The sequence below is a fragment of the Bradyrhizobium sp. McL0615 genome, assembly GCF_049993905.1.
GTDB lineage: Bacteria > Pseudomonadota > Alphaproteobacteria > Rhizobiales > Xanthobacteraceae > Bradyrhizobium.
The window spans coordinates 2,315,296-2,334,047 of sequence record NZ_CP188254.1 but is presented as its reverse complement, the minus strand read 5'-3'; the positions used below and the strand labels follow the sequence as shown (position 1 = coordinate 2,334,047).

Below are 18,752 nucleotides of genomic sequence, written 5' to 3'. Positions count from 1 at the left end.
TGAAGACAGGCGGATCTATCGGTTCAGCGAATCGTGACGGGCGCGGGCAGCGGCGGCACGACCGCGGGCTGCGCCCCGGGAACGGGCGCCAACTGGGCTTGTGCCGGTCCGGGGCCTGCGGCGGCCGGTGCAGCGCTTGCTGTGGTGGCGGGCGGCGCCCCACCGGGCAGCACGACCACACGGGTGCCGACCTTGGCGCGGTCGAACAGATCCGAGACGTCCTCGTTCAGCATGCCGATGCAGCCCGAGGAGACGAATTTGCCGATCGTCGAAGGCTGGTTGGTGCCGTGGATGCGGTAGACGGTCGAACCCAGATACATGGCGCGGGCGCCGAGCGGGTTGCCGGGGCCGCCAGCCATGAAGCGTGGCAGATAGGGCTGGCGCTCGATCATCTCGGTCGGCGGATGCCAATCCGGCCACTCGGCCTTGCGGCTGATCTTCTGCACACCGTTCCAGGTAAAGCCATCGCGGCCGACGCGGACCCCATAGCGGATCGCGCGGCCGCCACCGAGCACGTAGTAGAGGTGGGTATTGGCGGTATCGACCACGATGGTGCCCGCGGGCTCCTTGGTCGGGAAGGCCACTTCCTGGCGGCGCAGGTTCGGCGGAAGCTGCGCAGGGCCCACTTCCGGCTGCTCTTCCGGCGGCAGTGCGGCGAGCTGCACCGGTCTGCCGTCAGCGCCGACGGGGGGTTGCTGCGGGAGCGCACCAATGGCGCCGGGCGGTGGCGCCTCGCCAATCGCTCCGGGCGGACGCAGGCCAGCGCGATCATCGTTCGGATAGACGATGCCGGCGCCGGGAATGCGGCTGTCACCGCGATCCGAATAGACCGGTTGCTGCTGCTGCGAACCGGGCGGACGGTCTCCATAGATCACCGCGGGCGGACCGGCCGGGCGGCCGTAACGCGGATCGTCGGGTGAAAGGATCGGGCCCGTTGGCATCGGGGCACCGCGGTCCGAATAAACCGGGGCGGGCGCCGCGCGGCCATAGCGCGGATCGTCGGGAGAAAGAATCGGACCCGTGGGCATCGGAGCGCCACGGTCTGAATAAACCGGCGCACCGACCGGGCGGCCATAACGCGGATCGCTGGGCGACATCACCGGGCCGGGCGGCGGCAACGCGGCCGCGTTCTGACCGTTCGGCGCATCGTCATCATCCAGCGCGTCGAAGTCGGGTTCGCCGGGGCGGCGGCGTTCATCGGTCGCGTAGCCACCGGGAACATACGGTCCCGGAGCCGTCGAATAGGCCTGACCCTGGACCGGATAACCCTGTTGCGCATGGGCGAGCGAAGTTCCCACCATGCCAGCGGCAATGGCAGCACAAATCGTCAAAATGCGGTTATTCATCATCGCCTTTGTATAGACCCCAAGCCCCACCGGACGGTTAACGGCAGATGGCGGAAGATAGCGGCACATTCAAGACAAGTCCGCGAAATTCGGCCCGCATCGGTCATTTGTGATCGCTGTTCGGCTGCGGCAAAGATGCCTCAGAGCGCCGGAAATCGCATTGGCCTGAGATCAGCGATGTCAGATCGCAAATTTTGTTAACGAAAAGCCGCCCGGTGTTGAGATACTCTTAAATCGGCCTGATTCGCCGCGCGCTCGCCCTCGCGAATCACAGCCACAGAGTGGTCACCGCGTTCCCTAGGCACCAATAGCCCTCCGGACATAAGGAGGGGGATGGAACTCGCGTCCATGCTTCCCGGCTTTCGTTTCCTGTTCACCGCGATCGTCCTGTCGATGTCGATCCTGATTTTTGGCCTTGGCGCCGCCGCCCTGCTGCGGGCCGCGCATGAGGAATTTGCCAACCTTCCCTCGCGACGGGCGACGCCCGAGCCGATGTTTGCCCGCCTGAATGACAGCCCGCCGCCGACGCTGGCGCTGCTCCGCGTCGATCCGCCGGTCGCGGAGAATGTCCCCGCCGCCGCTCCGGAAACAGCTGGTGATGTCCCGGCACCGGCCGGTCAAACCCCGGACACTCGTCCGGCCGAACCGGAAAAACAGGCGGCGCTGACACCGGCAGAGCCGATGCAGGCCGACGCGGCAAAGCCGGAAGCCACGGCCAAGGAGGCCAGCGCCGAGGTACCGGCCGGCATAGCCGAAACCGAAGCGCCCACGGCCGATGCTGAAGTGAAGATCGCAGCCATCGCCGCAACGCCGGAATCTGCCGCGGCCACGCCGCCTGCAACTTCGCCGGAGCCGGCAGCGGATATCCCGCCGTTCGAAGGCAGTATCGCCACGACCCTGATCGCGACGCTCGGCGGCCCTGCCGTCCTCATCGATGCAACGACATCGACCAAGGAAGCCAAGCCGGACCGCGGAAACATCAGAAAGAGGACCGCAGAACGGGCTCGGGAACGGCGTCGGATGGCTGCAGCACGGCGCGCGCGCCTCGCGCGTGAGGCGACGCTTACCCTGCAGCAGCAACAACCCAATCCGTTCGCGTTCCCGCTGATGCCCGCGACGCGGTAGCGTTCGACTCGGTCAGGCCGGGCCGGTCGCGACTGGCGGGCCGTCGGCAGCGCCCCACTCCGTCCACGACCCGTCATACAGCGACGGGTTCTCGACCCCGAGGCGATAGAGCGCCAACGTGAGCACCGCGGCGCTGACGCCGGAGCCGCAACTCGTCACGATGGGTGCGTCGAGCTTGACACCAGCGCCGGCAAAGGCCGCCTTGAGATCCTCGAGCGATTTCATCGTGCCGGTCTTGGCGTCGAACAAATTGTTATAGGGCAGGCTGAGACTGCCGGGGATGTGGCCGGAACGAAGGCCCGCCCGCGGCTCGGCCACCTTGCCCTGATAACGCTCGTTGGCGCGCGCATCGATCACCTGCTCGGCGCGGCTGGCGAGGTTCGTCACCAGTTGCTGCATGCTGCGCGTGCGCCGCGCATCGAACGCCGCCTTGAACGTCGCCGGCTTCGGCGTCACCTCACCCTGCTCGACCTTGCGGCCTTCCGCGACCCACTTCTTCAGGCCACCATTGAGAATACGCACGTCCTTGCCGAACGACAGGAACATCCACCACACCCGGGGCGCGGCGACCCAGCCGCCGGAATCATAGAGCACCACGGTGTTGTCATTGCCGATCCCGAGGCCGCCGACATCGCGGCCGAATTGCTCGGCGGAAGGAAACATGTGCGGCAGCGGGTTGGAATGATCCGACACCGCGTCGACGTCGAAGAAGACAGCGCCCGGAATATGGGAGGCGAGATAGTCGTCCTTCGGCAGCGGCAGCACACCCGGCATCTTGAACGAGGCGTCGATCACCCTGACGTTCGGATCGCTCAGGTGCTCGGCGAGCCATTCGGTGGAGACGAGCGGATCATTGGTGGAAGTCATAAGGCACGTTCCTGGTTGTCATTCCGGGATGCGCCGACAAGCGCAGACCCGGAATCTAGAGGTTGTAGGGACGAGATTCCCCGATGTGCAATTGCACATCGGAGGTTCGCGCTTCGCGCGCCCCGGAATGACGAAGACATCTTCACCCCTTCTTCTTCGGCTCCCACTTCTCGACAGGGCCGCCGGCATCGCGCCAGGCGGCGAAGCCACCGCCCATATGGGCGACCGGCTTCAGGCCCATGTCCTGCGCGGTCTTGGCCGCGAGCGCCGAACGAAGTCCGCCGGCGCAGTGGAAGATGAATTTCTTGTCCTCCTGGAAGATCGGCTTGGCGTAGGGACTTTGCGGATCGATCCAGAATTCCAGCATACCGCGGGTGCAGGAGAACGCGCCGGGAATCTTGCCGTCCCGCTCGATCTCGCGGGGATCACGGATATCAACGATCACAACGTTCGGGTCCTGCGCGGCCTTGATGGCGTCGGTAGCGCTGACGGTCTCGATCGCGGCGTTGGCTTCGTCGATCAGGGATTTGATGCCGCGGTGAATGGTCTGGGGCATTGATTGCACCTTTATTGTTCTATCGACGTTGTTCTGTCGACGTCCGCCGCTGCGACGGCGCGATCCCTACCGCACAAGTTCCTTCATCGCGCCTTCGAGGCCTTCGATCGTGATCGGATACATGCGCTCCGACAACAGGCGACGGATGATGGTGGTGGATTCCGAATAATCCCAGTGCTTCTGCGCCACCGGATTGAGCCACACGGTATGCGGATAGGTGCGCGTGATGCGTTCCAGCCAGACCGAGCCGGCCTCCTCGTTGACATGCTCGACCGAACCGCCGGGCACCATGATCTCGTAAGGCGACATCGAGGCGTCGCCGACGAACACCACCTTGTAGTCGTGCGGATACTTATGCAGCACGTCCCAGGTCGGGGTGCGGTCGGTGAAGCGGCGCTTGTTCTGCTTCCAGACGCCTTCATAGAGGCAGTTGTGGAAGTAGAAATACTCCATGTGCTTGAACTCGGACTTCGCCGCCGAGAACAGCTCCTCGACCTGCTCGATATGGGAATCCATCGAGCCGCCGATGTCGAAGAACACCAGAACCTTGACCGCGTTGCGCCGCTCGGGCCGCATGTGGACGTCGAGATAGCCCTGGTTGGCGGTCTTCTGGATGGTGGTGTCGAGATCGAGTTCGTCGGGGGCACCGGTGCGGGCGAATTTGCGCAACCGTCGCAGCGCGACCTTGATGTTGCGAATGCCGAGCTCGACATTGCCGTCGAGATCCTTGAATTCGCGCCGGTCCCACACCTTCACGGCGCGGTTGTTGCGGTTCTTCTCCTGCCCGATCCGAACGCCTTCCGGATTGTAGCCGTGGGCGCCGAATGGCGAGGTGCCGGCGGTGCCGATCCACTTGTTGCCGCCCTGGTGGCGGCCCTTCTGTTCCTCGAGGCGCTTCTTCAGCGTCTCCATGAGCTTGTCCCAGCCCATCGCCTCGATCTGCTTCTTCTCTTCCTCGGTGAGGTATTTCTCCGCGAGCTTCTTCAGCCACTCCTCGGGGATCTCGGCCTTGTCCATGGCGTCCAGCAGGCTTTCCAGCCCCTTGAACACGCTGCCGAACACACGGTCGAACTTGTCGAGGTTGCGCTCATCCTTCACCAAAGCGGCGCGGGAGAGGTAATAGAAATTCTCGACGGTCTGATCGGCGAGGTCGGCGTCGAGCGCCTCCATCAGCGTGAGATATTCACGCAGGGTCACCGGGACCTGCGCGTCGCGCAGCGATGTGAAGAATTGCAGGAACATGGCATACAGATTGCCCGCCGTGCGGCACACGTCAAGGGCCAGCGCTTGGTAAAGGCCGGTGCATGGCTGTCAGGCCTAGACCGGGAAGCTTTTTCAATTACAATCGTCCTCTAAAGGGTTTATTCCGGCAGGGGAAATTCAATGGGCATCATTGCGGCGCTGATCATCGGCGGTATCGCGGGCTGGCTTGCCGGGCTGATCGTGCGCGGCGCAGGTTTTGGGCTGATCGGCAATATCGTGATCGGCATCATCGGCGCGCTGCTGGCGAGCTGGCTGCTGCCGCAACTGGGCGTCAGCCTCGGCGGCACCTGGGTCCGCGATATCGTCAACGCCACCATCGGCGCGGTGATCATCCTGGTGATCCTGTCGCTGATCAGACGCTGAAGATGAACGCTGCAACTTCAATCGTGACCGCCGGACCGGCGGTCGTTTAATGTTCAGGCCGCGATCGGCCCAAGAACGACAACAAGGCACGAACAACAAGGCAAACGGATAGATGAAATTTACCGGCACCAAGGACTATGTCGCCACCGACGACCTCAAGGTCGCCGTCAACGCCTCGATCGTGCTCGAGCGCCCGCTGCTGATCAAGGGCGAGCCCGGCACCGGCAAGACCGTGCTGGCGGAGGAAGTGGCGAAAGCGCTCGGCGCCCCGCTGCTGACCTGGCACATCAAATCGACCACCAAGGCGCAGCAGGGCCTGTACGAATACGACGCGGTGTCGCGATTGCGCGACAGCCAGCTCGGCGACAGCAGGGTTTCCGACATCTCCAACTACATCAAGCGCGGCAAATTGTGGGAAGCCTTCACCCATGACAAGCGCCCGGTGCTGCTGATCGACGAAATCGACAAGGCCGACATCGAATTCCCCAACGATTTGCTGCTCGAACTCGATCGCATGGAATTCTTCGTCTACGAGACCGGCGAGAACATCAAGGCGAGCCTGCGCCCGATCGTGATGATCACCTCCAACAACGAAAAGGAACTGCCGGACGCGTTCCTGCGCCGCTGCTTCTTCCACTACATCAAGTTCCCCGACCCCGACACCATGAACCGGATCGTCGACGTGCACTTCCCCAACATCAAGAAGCGGCTGGTGGAAGAAGCGCTGCGCATCTTCTTCGAGGTGCGCGAAGTGCCGGGCCTGAAGAAGAAGCCCTCGACCTCGGAGCTGCTCGACTGGCTCAAGCTGTTGTTGAACGAGGACATCACCCCAGAAATGCTCAGGGAGCGTGATCCGCGCAAGCTGATCCCGCCGCTGCACGGCGCGCTGCTCAAGAACGAACAGGACGTGCACCTGTTCGAGCGGCTGGCCTTCCTCAGCCGGCGCGAAGTGTAGTCCGCGAAATTTCTACAGCGCCAGAGCCCCTCAGGTTCTGGCGTTTCGTTTTTCAAAAACAACAAACGAAAAAAGAACAGGGCAGATGAACGTTCAAACCCAGATCGACAAGGCGTCGCCCGGCACCACGGAGCATTTCGACGTCCTGATCGCCGGCGCCGGCATTTCGGGCGTTGGCGCGGCCTACCACCTCACCACGCAATGCCCGGGCACGAGCTTCGTCGCGCTGGAGGCCCAGAAGACCTTTGGCGGCACCTGGACCACCCACCGCTATCCGGGCATTCGCTCCGACAGCGACCTGCACACCTTCGGCTACCGCTTCAAGCCGTGGACGACGGCGCCAATCGCGAGCGCGGCCGAAATCCTGAAATACATGGGCGACGTGATCGAGGAGAACGATCTCGCAGCCCACATCCGCTATCAGCACACCATCACCTCGGCAAAATGGTCGAGCGAGGAAAACCTCTGGACCATCGAAGCCACGCGCACCGACACCGGAGAGAAGCGGCGCTTCACCACCAACTTCTTCTGGATGTGCCAGGGTTACTATCGCCACACCGAGGGCTATACGCCGGAGTGGCAGGACATGGCCAAATTCAAGGGCAGAATCGTCCACCCGCAGAAATGGCCTGAAGACCTCGACTACAAGAACAAGCGCGTCGTCGTGATCGGCTCGGGCGCCACGGCAGCAACCCTGATCCCGGCGCTGGCCAACGATTGCGCGCATGTCACCATGCTGCAGCGCTCGCCGACGTACTTTCGCACCGGGCGCAACGCCATTGAGATCGCGGAGGAATTACGGAAACTGCAGGTGGATGAAAAGTGGATCCACGAGATCACGCGGCGAAAAATCCTGTTCGACCAGGACGCCTTCACCCGCAAGACCTTTGCGGAGCCGGAGGCGGCCAAGAAGGATCTGCTGTCGGCGGTGGAAGCCTATCTCGGCAAGGACTACGACATCGCGACCCACTTCACGCCAAAATATCGGCCATGGCGGCAGCGCATCGCCTTCATTCCGGACGGTGACCTGTTCCAGGGCATCAAGTCCGGCAAGGCCTCCGTCGTCACCGACGAGATCGACCGCTTCACCGAAAAGGGAATTCTGCTGAAGTCCGGCAAGGAGCTGGAGGCCGACATCATCGTCACCGCGACCGGCTTCAACCTCTCGGCCAATGGCGACATCGAGTTCGCCGTCGACGGCAAGAAGCTGGACTTCGCCGACACCGTGACCTATCGCGGCATGATGTTCACCGGCGTGCCCAACCTGGTCTGGGTGTTCGGCTATTTCCGCGCGAGCTGGACGCTGCGCGTCGACCTCGTCGCCGACTTTGTCTGCCGGCTTCTCACGCACATGAAGGAAACCGGCGCCAAGAAAGTGACGCCGCAGCTCCGCCCCGAAGACCACAACATGCCGCTATTGCCGTGGATCGATCCCGAAAACTTCAATCCCGGCTACATGATGCGCGGCATGCATCTGCTGCCCAAGCGCGGCGAAAAGCCGGAATGGCAGCACAACCAGGACTACTGGGCCGAGAAGGACGAGTTTCCGAACATCGACCTGAAGGACAAGGCGTTCGTTTACGGCTGAGCCCAGACGCCGCGTGAGCGTTGCATCCCCTAACCCTGCATTGCCTGGGCAGAACGTGCCTCGATCACATTGAAGCGGCCGGCCGGATGAATCGCGGCCAGAGCAAAACCGCTTTGCTCGAGCAATTCGCGATATTGCCGCTTGGTGCGCTCGCTGCCGCCAGGCCCGCGCATCATGTTCAGGTCGCTCATCGCGTGCGCCTTGTCGTCGTCGGCCGTGCCCGGCGTCTCCGGCATCAGCCGTTCGACCAACAGCAATTTGCCGCCACCCGGCAGCGATTGACGACAGTTACGCAGGATCGAGATGCTTCGCGCATCATTCCAGTCATGGATGATGCTCTTGAGAATGATGGCGTCAGCGACCGTCGGGACGGATTTGAAGAAATCACCGGCGGCGAATTCGACGCGATCGCTGACTCCGATCTGCCGAAGATGATTGCCAGCGGCCTCGGCGCATCTCGGAAGGTCGAAAACAGTTCCGCGCAGTTTCCGGTTTTGCTGCGCGATGGCGCCGAGCAGTTCGCCGGATCCACCGCCGACGTCCATCAGGTGAGATATCCCGCTGAAATCATAGGAACGCAGGATATCCGGCGTTACCAGCCGCGTGAGTTCGGTCATCGCAGCGTTGAATATGGTGACGTGCTCGGGCGTTAGCCCCATCAGTTCGAAACTGTTGGCAAGGCCCTGCAGTTCCGCCGCCGTCTTGCCAGTCATCACGGATTCAAGCAACCCGCTCCACCGCTCCGAAAGCATCTCGGCTTCAAAGATGGCCCAGCTCTTGAACGATTGCTTCGCTTCGCCGTCAAGGCCGGCACCCACCTCCGTTAACGCGTATGAACCTTCGCTGGTCCTTTCGCATATGCCGATGGTGGCGAGCGCGGTGAGCAGACGTCCAAGCGACTGCTCGTCCGCGCTGGTTGATTTTGCAAGCTCGCCAAGCGTCTGCGGTCCGTCCCGCAACAGCTCGGCGATGCCGAGTTTGACCGCCACATGGATCACGGCGGTCACCCGGTGAGACTGAATCAAATCGAAAAGCTTGAGGGCGGATACTTGCGATGACATCGTGCTTCCCTCACTGTGTTATTGTGGATTCCGGATATCGATTAGTTTGGCGAGCTCGCTCATTGCCGATCGCTGCCTTTCGATTCCCGCTTTCAGCTCCTCGGTCGTGCCGCTCAGCACGTTGTGCCCGCCTGCCTCCAGTTTGCCGCGAATATCTGTATCGCGACAGATGGCTGCAACGTCGGCGGCAATTCGGTTTCGCACGGCCTCCGGCATGATCCTGCTACCGAAGATGCCCGCCAGCCCCTCGATTTCAAGCTCCGGATATCCGAGCTCTCGCGCGGTCTTGACATCGGGCAGCGTGGCGGCGCGGGTCGGGTTGACGACGGCGAGAAAGCGCGCCTTTCCGGCTTGAACGGGCGAGGATGACGCAGTCAATGAGGTCAGAAGCGCCTGGATGCGACCTTCCCCCAGATCAGCCTGGGGCTGGGAGGCGTCGCGATAACTGACGAAATTCATCTTCAGATCGTGTTGCTTCAGGAACGCCGAAAATACATACCGCGGCAAAGTCGGCCCCGAATTCCAGGCATGTTTGCCGGGACTCGCTCGCAACGCCTCGATCAGCTCCGGGATGCTGTTGACCGATAGCTGGTTGCTGACCGTGAGCATCAGGACGATCGCGGTGGTTGCGGAAATCGGCACCAGATCACGGTTGACATCGTATGGCAGCTTCTCGATCAGCATTGGCGCGACAGTGATCGAGCCGGCCACGGTGTACAGCAGCGTATGATCATCCTGGCTTGCCACGAACGAACCGACGCCAATCGTGCCCTCGGCGCCGGGCCGATCCTCGACGACGACCGGCTTGCCCCATTTCTTGCCAAGCGCATCGGCGAAAATCCGGGCCGCCGCATCGTTGGCGCTTCCGGGCGCAAACGTCACGACCATCTTGACCTGCCGCTCGGGCCAATCGGCACGCGCAGAAATCGGCGCAGCAAGAGTCATGACGAAAGCCGCAAGGCCTGCGAGCGCGCGCAGCCGGGGAAATTTTCCAAGGGTAGGGCTACGAGCAGCCCATGAACCAGATATCTGCGGGAACGTCACGGCTACCTCCCATCGTTCACTGGCTGGATTTGCGCTGCGGCTTGCGTCGACCGTTTCCGGGACGAGCATAGGAGTCGTTTGCTTCAATGATGCGCACAAGCATGTCGAGCAGCGCGATCCGCTCGTCCGCATCGAGCGGAGCGAGCAGACGTTCCTGAGCGGCAAGCGCGGCCGGGCGCAAGCGGCGGCGCAGCGAGGCCCCTCGTTCCGTGACATAGAGCTTGCGCGCGCGCCGGTCGTCGGGATCGACCTTTCGCTCGATCAGACCCTTGTCTTCCAGTTCCTCGACCATCTGCCCGAAATTGACCGCGTCCACCCCCATGCGTTGTGCCACCTGTTTCTGTCCTCTCCCGGGCTCCTCCAGGATCGCCGCGAGAACGCCCCAGAGCAGCGGTGTCAAACCCTCGGCGCTGAGAATTTCGGCGGTCACGCCGAGGCAAATTTGATTGAAGCGGCGCGCCAGATGTGCCGGCACGCGGTGGGAGGGGAGAACGCCACCGGAATTGAGGTGAAGCTTCGACATGACAAATCCAGGTAATAAGAATTCTAATAATAAGAATACAAATTACTTTCGCGGTCAATCTCGATATTGGTATACTCAAGAGGTTTTTAGATACCTAAATATGGGATAATTTGCCAAATTTTGCCAATCTCAGTATACATTGAGAATTCATCGTACGGAGCCCAATCCATGCCGTCCTCGTTCCCGCTCAATGCCTGGTACGCCGCCGCCTGGGATGTCGACCTCAAGCACGCACTGTTTCCCCGCACGATCTGCGGCAAGCATGTCGTGATGTACCGCCAGTCCGACGGCAAAGTGTGCGCGCTGGAGGATGCCTGCTGGCACCGGCTGGTGCCGCTGTCGAAGGGGCGCCTCGATGGCGACACCGTCGTCTGCGGCTATCATGGGCTGAAATTCAACGCGCAGGGCCGCTGCACTTACATGCCCTCGCAGGACACCATCAATCCTTCGGCCTGCGTGCGTTCCTATCCCGTGGTCGAACGGCATCGCTTCATCTGGCTGTGGATGGGCGATCCGGCGCTGGCGGACCCTGCGCTGGTGCCCGACATGCACTGGAACGACGATCCGGCCTGGGCCGGCGACGGCAAGACCATTCATGTGAAGTGCGACTATCGCCTCGTGGTCGACAATCTGATGGACCTGACACACGAGGCTTTCGTGCATGGCTCCAGCATCGGCAACGACCACGTCGCCGAAGCCCCGTTCGACGTCACCCATGGCGACAAGACCGTGACCGTGACGCGCTGGATGCACGGCATCGACGCCCCGCCGTTCTGGGCGGCGCAATTGCAGCAGCCCGGCCCGGTCGACCGCTGGCAGATCATCCATTTCCAGGCGCCCGGCACCGTCAATATCGACGTCGGCGTGGCGCCCGCCGGCACCGGCGCACCGGAGGGCGACCGCTCGCAGGGCGTCAACGGCTTTGTGCTCAACACCATGACGCCGGAGACAGAGACGACGTGCCATTATTTCTGGGCCTTCGTCCGCAGTTACCGCACCACCGAGCAGAAGCTGACCACCGAAATCCGCGAGGGCGTTGCCGGCATCTTCCACGAAGATGAAATCATCCTCGAAGCGCAGCAGCGCGCGATGAACGAGAACCCGGACCGCACCTTCTACAACCTCAACATCGATGCGGGCGCGATGTGGGCGCGGCGCGTGATCGACCGCATGGTCGCGCGCGAAACCGCGCCGCAGACAGTTCAGGCTGCGGAGTGATGTCATGAGCGAACGCGACGCCGAGCGCTCCGTCTCGCAGACCGTGCGCGCGCAACTTGCGCTGCGCGACATGATCCTGTCCGGGCGGCTGCGCCCGGGCGAGCGCATCAGCGAATTGCAGGCGGTCGATATCACGGGCGTGTCGCGGACGCCGGTGCGGCTGGCGCTGGTGCGGCTGGAGGATGAAGGCCTGCTGCAGGCGATCCCCTCCGGCGGCTTCATGGTAAAGGCGTTTACCGAACGCGACATCCTCGACTCGATCGAATTGCGCGGGACGCTGGAAGGCCTCGCCGCCCGCTTTGCCGCCGAACGCGGCGTCAGCGCACGCAGCCTGGAGCCGCTGAAGGAATGCCTCGCCGATCTCGACCAGCTGGTTCGCCAGGACCCGATTTCGGTCGAAGCCTTCTCCGCCTATGTGACGATGAACGCGCGCTTCCACGCGCTGCTCAATGAACTGTCCGCCAGCGCGCCGCTGATCCGGGAGATCGATCGCGTCTCCGCGCTGCCGTTCGCCTCGCCCAGCGCCTTCGTGATGGCGCAGTCGGCGTTGCCGGAAGCGCACCAGATCCTGCTGCTCGGGCAGGATCACCATCGCATCGTGGTCGACGCCATCGAGAACCGCGAGGGCGCGCGGGCCGAGGCTGTGATGCGCGAGCATTCGCGGCTTGCCGCGCGCAATCTGCGGCTCGCGATCCGAAACCGCACGCATCTCGAACTGATGCCTGCGCTCGCTCTGCTCAAATCGTCAGCCGAATAGGAAAGCGCCCATGCGTTTTGCCGAGCAATGGAGCTGGTGCACCGTCGAAGCTGTCCGCGACGTGACGCCCACGATCCGCGAATTTCGCCTGCGTCCCGAGAACGGCCGCGCGCCGCCCTACCCGGCCGGCAGCCATATCGGCGTCACCGTGCTGATCGATGGACAGCCCGCGCGGCGCTCCTATTCGCTGGTGGAGAACAGCGATGTCGGCACCTATCGGATCGCGGTTCGGCTTGCACCGGACAGCCGTGGCGGCTCGCGCGGCATGTGGAATTTGCATACCGGCGCGCGGATCGAGACTTCAAATCCGGCGTCCCTGCTTGAAATCGACTGGACGAGGAAGAACTATTGCCTGATCGCCGGCGGCATCGGCATCACGCCGATCACAGGCATCGCAGCCGCGCTGCGCCGTAGGAATATCGATGCTCCCCTGCACTACGCCGTCAAATCGCGCGGCGATGCGGCTTTCCTCGACGAACTAACGGCGCTGCTCGGCGATCGCTTGATCGTGCACGCCTCCGATGAAGGCGCGCGGCTCGACCTGGACGCCACCTTCCGCGCTTTGCCTGACGATGCCATCGCCATCATGTGCGGGCCGATGCGGATGCTGGAGGCGGCGCGGCGCGCCTGGAACGACGCGGGACGCGCGCCGGCTGATTTGCGCTACGAAACCTTCGGCTCCAGCGGCTTGAAGCCGACCGCGGAATTCCGCGTGCGGATGAAGGATACCGACACCGAACTCGTCGTGCCGCAGAACAGCTCGATGCTCGACGCGCTCAACGCCGCCGGCTTCGAGGTGATATCGGACTGCCAGCGCGGCGAATGCGGCGTCTGCGCCGTCGATGTCGTTGCCGTCGAGGGCGAGATCGACCATCGCGACGTGTTCTTCAGCGATCAGCAGAAGCACGACAACCGCAAGATCTGCCCCTGCGTGTCGCGCGCGATCGGTGTCGTCACCATCGACACGCTGTACCGGCCGGAGGCGTTGCATCGTTAAGCGAGCATCGTCAGCATGCCGAATGTGCGCCCTGCGACAGAAGCAGACTTTCCCACAAAGTTCATTTTGACTAACGGACGTCAGGGGCTCGATTTAGAATCATTTCTCTCGGGAAAAACGGACAAATCCATCTCGATTCGGCATTCGCATCGCGGGCAGCGTATGCGCATCGATTTTATCGCTCTCTCCTATTATGCCGTTAAGCAGCAAGACGTAGGCGACCACCGCATATACCTCCTCATCGCGGAGCGATTTGGATTCGTTCAGCGGCATGGCGCGCCGCACGTAGTCGAAGAGGGTCGTGGCGTAGGGCCAGAAACTGCCGACGGTCTTCACCGGCGCTTGACCTGGACCGAGCGATCCTTGGCCACCGACCAGTTGGTCGTTCGGCTTGCCCGACCCTTTCTCGCCGTGGCACGCGATGCACTTGGCGAGATAGACCTGCTCGCCTTGCTGCGGCGTTCCGCTGCCGGACGGCAGTCCTGCGCCGCCGGGGCCGATGCTGATGTCCCAGGAGGCGATTTCCTCGGGGCTCGCGGTTTTCCCCAGATTGGGGCTTTCCGCCAGCGCGGCGCCATACCCGGCAAGGAGTACCAAACAGGCCGCGAGCAGCGGATTACGCGTAGACATGTTTGACCTCGCCACCTTGTGTGACGGCCCAGCTTGCAATTCCGTTGAAATGGTAGATAGCCCGGGCGCCGCGATCGGCGATGAGCTTCGACCGCGTCGGCTGCACATATCCGGAATCATCGGTGGCACGGCTCTGCAGCGTCGCCGGGCCTCCATCCCAACGCCAGGGTGAGCGAAAGCGCGTGACCGCCATCGGCAGCACCGGCTCCTGCAGCGCTGCCGGCGCCCAGCTCGCGCCGCCGTCGGCGGAGACATCGACCTTCGCGATCCGTCCATAACCCGACCAGGCAAGACCCGTGATCTCGTACAATCCTGGCGCTCCCATCGTCAGGCCGGGAGAGGGGCGCGTAATCACCGACTTGGCCTCCTGCGCAAAACAGAACTGAAGCGATTTACCATCGTTCAGCAGCATCGTGTATTTCGAGGTTTCATCCTTCGTCATCGTCGGCCCTTCGGTCAGCTTGATGCGCCGAAGCCATTTGACGTTCATGTTGCCTTCATAGCCCGGCAACAACAGCCGCATCGGATAGCCGTTTGACGGCCGCACCGGTTCGCCGTTCTGGTAAATCACAACGAGCGCGTCGCCCATCGCTTTTTCAAGCGGTACGCTGCGGCTCATGCCTGACGCGTCGGCGCCTTCGGCCAGGATCCACTGCGCGCCCGGGTCGACGCCGGTATCCTCCAGAAGCGTCGCGAGTCTCACACCGGTCCATTCGGCGCAAGACAACAGGCCATGGATGGGCTGGACGCCAAGCTGGGCCGGTTCCTTTTGATACAGCGATCCGCTGTTGCCGGCACACTCGATGAAAGCGATGCGCGACTCCATAGGGTAGCGCATCAGCGCGTCCAGCGTGTAGACCAGTGGGCGCTTGACGAGGCCGTGGATCAGCAGCCGGTGCGTCTCGGGATTGATGTCGGGAATGCCGCTGTGGTGGCGCTCGAAATGAAGTCCATTCGGCGTAATCATGCCGTCGAGCAGGTGATGCGGCGTGCGCGATGCCCCGGTGCCGGTCGTCCCGGGCGCGCTCGCGAACACGCGCGCAACCTTGCTCGTATAATTCGATGGCTGTCCGTAAGGCACAAAGGGCGAGCCCGGTGTTTTCATCCACGGCTCGACCGGCAGCGCCTCCGCAGCGCGTGCATGGTCCGCCATTGCAGCGCTTCCGATCGCCGCCGCAGTACCAGTCAGGAAGAGACGACGATCAAGAAGTCCGTTGCCGGCCGCTTGTTCCGGTTCGCTCGGTGGCGGCCGCTTGTTCTTGCGCATCGTCTCCTCCGGGTTGGCAAACGATTATGGCTACTTTGCTCCAAGTCGTGCACGGATGGCGTCAGCGATAGCATCGGGCGACAGACTCGGCGGCAGGAAGCCGAGATAGCGCCCGTCCTTGCCGAGCAGATAGATGAATCCGGTATGGTCGACCGAATAATGGTCCGCCGTGGTGGCGCCGTTTTTGGCAAAGAACGTCCTGTAGGCAATCGCCGTTTTGCGGATCTCGGCAAGCGAGCCGGTCAGGCCGATCAATCGCGGGTGAAACGATGAGACAAAATCGGCAAGCCGCGCCGGCGTGTCGCGCCCCGGATCGACGGTGATGAACAAGGGCTGCACTGTATCGGCGGCTGCACCGAGCTTGTCGAGCGCGAGCGAGATCGATTGAAGCTCGGTTGGGCACACGTCTGGGCAATACGTATAACCGAAATAAATTACGACGAGCTTGCCTTGAAAATCCGCGTCGGTACGGCGATGGCCGGTCTGATCGGTGAGTTCGAACGGACCGCCGACCGGCTCGCGGCCCGACAGCAACCCTTCGATCAATTCCGTTGCCGAGGGTTCAGCGGTTTCGTTCGCGGCAATCGGCGCGGAGAAAAGCACGCACGCCAGCGCAAGCCAGAAACGCGATACACCTAACCTCCGCGCCATCGTGACGCCGGAACGCGCATCTCCATCGGACAACGCCACTTTTCAACTCCCGGAAAGATACGCCTTCCTGCGGAAAACCGCGAGAAGCCGTCTTGGTCGCGTTCAGCTTCGGCGCGATCACTCGACAATCACTTGCCCGTACATCCACGGATGCGGCGTGCAGATGTAGTAGTAGATGCCGGGCTTATCGAACTTGACCGCTTTCATCTCGCCCTTGGCCAGCGCGCCTGTGCTCCAGTTATCCTGCTGCTGCAAGGCGCTCGCGTCGTGCGGAAGATCGCCGACATTGGTGAAGCTCACCGTGGTACCGCTCTTGATCCGGGTGCGGGCCGGAGAAAAGCTGTACTCGGTATTATTGGCGCCGATCCTGATCGCGTTGGCACCTGCCGCGATCGGTCCGGTTGGGCCGGCCACCGTGGGTGGCGCGGGCGGCGGCCACAGTGGGCCGAGCTTACCATTCAGTGAAAAGGTCCAGACCGCGTCGCCATAGGCGCTCCCCTGCATCTGATTGCCGCCGGTCGCGATCGTGATAAACTGCTCGCCATCCACCTCGTAGACAACAGGCGGAGCGTCCGCGCCAAATCCGGTCTGGAAGCGGAACAGCTCCTGGCCGGTCTTGGCATCGAGCGCGAGGAAATTGCCGTCCGGCTCGCCGCGTAGCACCAGCCCGCCCGCCGTAACGGTCGAGCCGCCGCCGCCGCCGACGCGGTACGGCGTCTTGTGCTGCCAGGCGATCTTGTTGGTCTTGGCGTCGATCGCGGTGAAAGTGCCGCTCATGGTCGAGCCAATCGGCGCGGCCTGTCCGCCACCGGTGTATCGCAGCCCGGTGGTGAACTGGCTGCTGTAGCGTGTGAACGCGCTGGTGCGCACCGTACCCGGCACGTAGAAATAGCCGGTATCCGGACTATACGGCATTGGCGACCAATTGACGCCGCCGATACCGGAAGGCTGGATCAGGACCGGGGATTCCCAAAACGGGGTGTAGATGCAACCGGCCTCGTCGTAACCCGGAATCTTTTCCGCGCATTGAGGCACGACCGCATCGCCAACCGGTATGGGTTGCGTCGCCGCTGTCTTCTGCCGTGGTTCCTGCGGCACCGGCTTCTCTTCGATGCCGATCAGCGGTTTTCCGTTGGTGCGGTCGAGGATGTAGACCCAGCCCGTGCGACCGGCCTCGGCGATCCCCTTTCGCGGTTCTCCGTTGATCATGGTATCGAACAGGACAACCGGGCTCGCTGCATCGTAGTCCCAGATGTCGTGGTGCACCTGCTGGAAGTGCCAGGCGTACTCCCCGGTCTTGACCTTCAGGGCCACGATGGAGGTGCAGAACAGGTTATCACCTTCACGCATCGACCCGTCGTAATCCGGCCCGCAATTGCCAACCGCGAAGTAAAGGAGGCCGAGTTCGGGATCGAGCGCCGGCGTATTCCAGATCGGCGCGCCACCGCGCATCGAATGGTCGGTGCCGGGCGGCCAGGTCTCGCTGCCTTTCTCGCCAGGACCAGGCAGTGTAAACCAGCGCCACATGATCTCGCCCGTTTTAGCGTTGAGTGCGGTCAGTCTGCCGCGGACGCCAAACTCACCACCCGTGATCCCGCTGTAGATCACACCGTCATGGTAGAGCGGCGCGCTCGTTATGCCGTAACCGTTCTGCCACTTCTCGATCGGCGTCTTCCAGACGACCTTGCCGGTCTTCATGTCCAGCGCGACGACGTTCGCGTCGAGCTGGCCGAGGTAGATTTGTCCCTCTCCCATCGCCAGACCGCGATTGACCCAGCCGCAGCAGATCGTCGAGATTGTCTGATCGATGCCTGACCAGTATTCCCAGATGACATCGCCGGTCTTGGCGTTGAGTGCGAAGACATCGTCGTTGCCGGTGACGACATACATGATGCCGTCCTTTACAAGTGGTGACGCCTCGAAAGAATATTTGCCGCCGCTGCCCGAGCCTTTCAGGCGCGTCATCCAGGCGCCCTTAAGCTTCCCGACATTTGTCGTATCAATCTGCTTCAGCGTAGAATAGCGATTATTGGTGAGATTGCCGCCATTCGTAACCCAGTCTTTGCCGGCGGGGCTTCGAAGTAAACTGTCGATCTCTGCATCAGCGGCTCGGGCGGGCGCGTGCGCCATTGTCAACAGGCCGAAAACGATCAACGCGGAAACCGTCCACCGTGCCAGACGAAGCATTGCCGCCTCCCTGATTTTCGTGCTGGCGTTCGGCCAGTCAATGTCAGCGTATCGTCGACCAAAAGATTTAGCTAGACCGTTTGCATGAGTTCCGGCCTGCGCTCCAGGAATGTCGCTTGGTGGCGGATATTGTTGCAAAAGTCTTTTCGGGGTGGCGGTCGACAATTCTTAGAGCCGCTGATGCGTCTAGCGCGCGGCGACGCGAGGGACCATATCGCTTCATCCAAAATCGATCACGGACCTCCGTGATGGCGTTGAAAAGCGACGCGGCAGCAGAGAAGTCCAGAGATCGACTTTCGCGAGATTTTTAAGGTTGTTCGATTTTCGACTTTTGCAACAATATCGGCGCTTAGC

At 62.5% G+C, this 18,752-nt stretch carries 18 protein-coding genes; 7 read left to right on the top strand and 11 right to left on the bottom strand.

The window, feature by feature from the left end:
* Positions 1-23: 23 nt before the first annotated feature.
* On the bottom strand, positions 24-1,349 hold the full coding sequence (locus ACPPVP_RS11155; RefSeq protein ID WP_426537794.1) for a L,D-transpeptidase family protein: 1,326 nt from the start codon (positions 1,347-1,349) through the stop codon (positions 24-26).
* A gap of 330 nt (positions 1,350-1,679) precedes the next feature.
* On the opposite strand from ACPPVP_RS11155, the gene ACPPVP_RS11150 reads away from it, so the two are divergent.
* On the top strand, positions 1,680-2,471 hold the full coding sequence (locus tag ACPPVP_RS11150) for a hypothetical protein (RefSeq protein ID WP_426534050.1): 792 nt from the start codon (positions 1,680-1,682) through the stop codon (positions 2,469-2,471).
* A 12-nt stretch (positions 2,472-2,483) separates the two neighbouring features.
* Here the strand turns inward: ACPPVP_RS11150 and sseA are convergent, their stop codons facing one another.
* From sseA to ACPPVP_RS11135, 3 genes are all read right to left on the bottom strand, one after another.
* Positions 2,484-3,338 carry a 3-mercaptopyruvate sulfurtransferase gene (sseA, locus tag ACPPVP_RS11145; RefSeq protein ID WP_426534048.1) on the bottom strand — a complete coding sequence of 285 codons (855 nt, stop codon included), beginning with the start codon at positions 3,336-3,338 and terminating at the stop codon, positions 2,484-2,486.
* 142 nt (positions 3,339-3,480) lie between these two features.
* Positions 3,481-3,894 carry a rhodanese-like domain-containing protein gene (locus ACPPVP_RS11140; RefSeq protein WP_426534046.1) on the bottom strand — a complete coding sequence of 138 codons (414 nt, stop codon included), beginning with the start codon at positions 3,892-3,894 and terminating at the stop codon, positions 3,481-3,483.
* 66 nt (positions 3,895-3,960) lie between these two features.
* Positions 3,961-5,136 carry a vWA domain-containing protein gene (locus ACPPVP_RS11135; protein WP_426537792.1) on the bottom strand — a complete coding sequence of 392 codons (1,176 nt, stop codon included), beginning with the start codon at positions 5,134-5,136 and terminating at the stop codon, positions 3,961-3,963.
* Between the two features lie 141 nt (positions 5,137-5,277).
* Here ACPPVP_RS11135 and ACPPVP_RS11130 point away from each other — a divergent pair, with 141 nt between their 5' ends.
* The 3 genes from ACPPVP_RS11130 (at position 5,278) to ACPPVP_RS11120 (ending at position 8,063) form a co-directional block, all read left to right on the top strand.
* Entirely contained in the window at positions 5,278-5,520 is a 243-nt protein-coding gene (locus ACPPVP_RS11130) for a GlsB/YeaQ/YmgE family stress response membrane protein (RefSeq protein WP_426534044.1), read from the top strand.
* Positions 5,521-5,632: 112 nt separating this feature from the next.
* Complete coding sequence (locus ACPPVP_RS11125; protein ID WP_426534042.1) at positions 5,633-6,475, top strand: AAA family ATPase; 843 nt, start codon at positions 5,633-5,635, stop codon at positions 6,473-6,475.
* 85 nt (positions 6,476-6,560) lie between these two features.
* Positions 6,561-8,063 carry a flavin-containing monooxygenase gene (locus ACPPVP_RS11120; RefSeq protein WP_426534040.1) on the top strand — a complete coding sequence of 501 codons (1,503 nt, stop codon included), beginning with the start codon at positions 6,561-6,563 and terminating at the stop codon, positions 8,061-8,063.
* A gap of 29 nt (positions 8,064-8,092) precedes the next feature.
* Here the strand turns inward: ACPPVP_RS11120 and ACPPVP_RS11115 are convergent, their stop codons facing one another.
* From ACPPVP_RS11115 to ACPPVP_RS11105, 3 genes are all read right to left on the bottom strand, one after another.
* Positions 8,093-9,124 (bottom strand): methyltransferase, encoded by a 1,032-nt coding sequence (locus tag ACPPVP_RS11115; protein WP_426534038.1) that lies wholly within the window; start codon positions 9,122-9,124, stop codon positions 8,093-8,095.
* A gap of 18 nt (positions 9,125-9,142) precedes the next feature.
* Positions 9,143-10,012: a Bug family tripartite tricarboxylate transporter substrate binding protein gene (locus ACPPVP_RS11110; RefSeq protein WP_426537790.1), complete on the bottom strand. Its 870-nt coding sequence runs from the start codon at positions 10,010-10,012 to the stop codon at positions 9,143-9,145.
* Between the two features lie 172 nt (positions 10,013-10,184).
* A complete protein-coding gene (locus ACPPVP_RS11105) occupies positions 10,185-10,691 on the bottom strand; it encodes a MarR family winged helix-turn-helix transcriptional regulator (RefSeq protein WP_426534036.1) in 507 nt (168 codons plus the stop codon).
* Between the two features lie 168 nt (positions 10,692-10,859).
* Here ACPPVP_RS11105 and ACPPVP_RS11100 point away from each other — a divergent pair, with 168 nt between their 5' ends.
* The 3 genes from ACPPVP_RS11100 to ACPPVP_RS11090 are packed head-to-tail and all read left to right on the top strand — an operon-like array spanning position 10,860 to position 13,663.
* Positions 10,860-11,909 carry a Rieske 2Fe-2S domain-containing protein gene (locus ACPPVP_RS11100; RefSeq protein WP_426534034.1) on the top strand — a complete coding sequence of 350 codons (1,050 nt, stop codon included), beginning with the start codon at positions 10,860-10,862 and terminating at the stop codon, positions 11,907-11,909.
* A 4-nt stretch (positions 11,910-11,913) separates the two neighbouring features.
* Positions 11,914-12,666 carry a GntR family transcriptional regulator gene (locus tag ACPPVP_RS11095; RefSeq protein ID WP_247519926.1) on the top strand — a complete coding sequence of 251 codons (753 nt, stop codon included), beginning with the start codon at positions 11,914-11,916 and terminating at the stop codon, positions 12,664-12,666.
* A 10-nt stretch (positions 12,667-12,676) separates the two neighbouring features.
* Positions 12,677-13,663, top strand: coding sequence for a PDR/VanB family oxidoreductase (locus tag ACPPVP_RS11090; RefSeq protein WP_426534031.1), 987 nt, complete (start codon positions 12,677-12,679; stop codon positions 13,661-13,663).
* A gap of 99 nt (positions 13,664-13,762) precedes the next feature.
* Here ACPPVP_RS11090 and ACPPVP_RS11085 read toward each other — a convergent pair whose 3' ends face one another.
* The 4 genes from ACPPVP_RS11085 to ACPPVP_RS11070 all read right to left on the bottom strand — a co-directional run bounded on the left by ACPPVP_RS11085 (position 13,763) and on the right by ACPPVP_RS11070 (position 18,398).
* Positions 13,763-14,293, bottom strand: coding sequence for a c-type cytochrome (locus tag ACPPVP_RS11085; protein ID WP_426534029.1), 531 nt, complete (start codon positions 14,291-14,293; stop codon positions 13,763-13,765).
* Positions 14,280-15,560 (bottom strand): sulfite dehydrogenase, encoded by a 1,281-nt coding sequence (gene soxC / locus ACPPVP_RS11080; protein WP_426534027.1) that lies wholly within the window; start codon positions 15,558-15,560, stop codon positions 14,280-14,282. Before soxC ends, ACPPVP_RS11085 begins: the two co-directional genes overlap by 14 nt.
* 30 nt (positions 15,561-15,590) lie before the next feature.
* Positions 15,591-16,250, bottom strand: a complete 660-nt coding sequence (locus tag ACPPVP_RS11075; protein ID WP_426534025.1) for an SCO family protein — start codon at positions 16,248-16,250, stop codon at positions 15,591-15,593.
* Between the two features lie 78 nt (positions 16,251-16,328).
* Positions 16,329-18,398 (bottom strand): PQQ-binding-like beta-propeller repeat protein, encoded by a 2,070-nt coding sequence (locus ACPPVP_RS11070; protein ID WP_426534023.1) that lies wholly within the window; start codon positions 18,396-18,398, stop codon positions 16,329-16,331.
* Positions 18,399-18,752 lie beyond the last annotated feature (354 nt).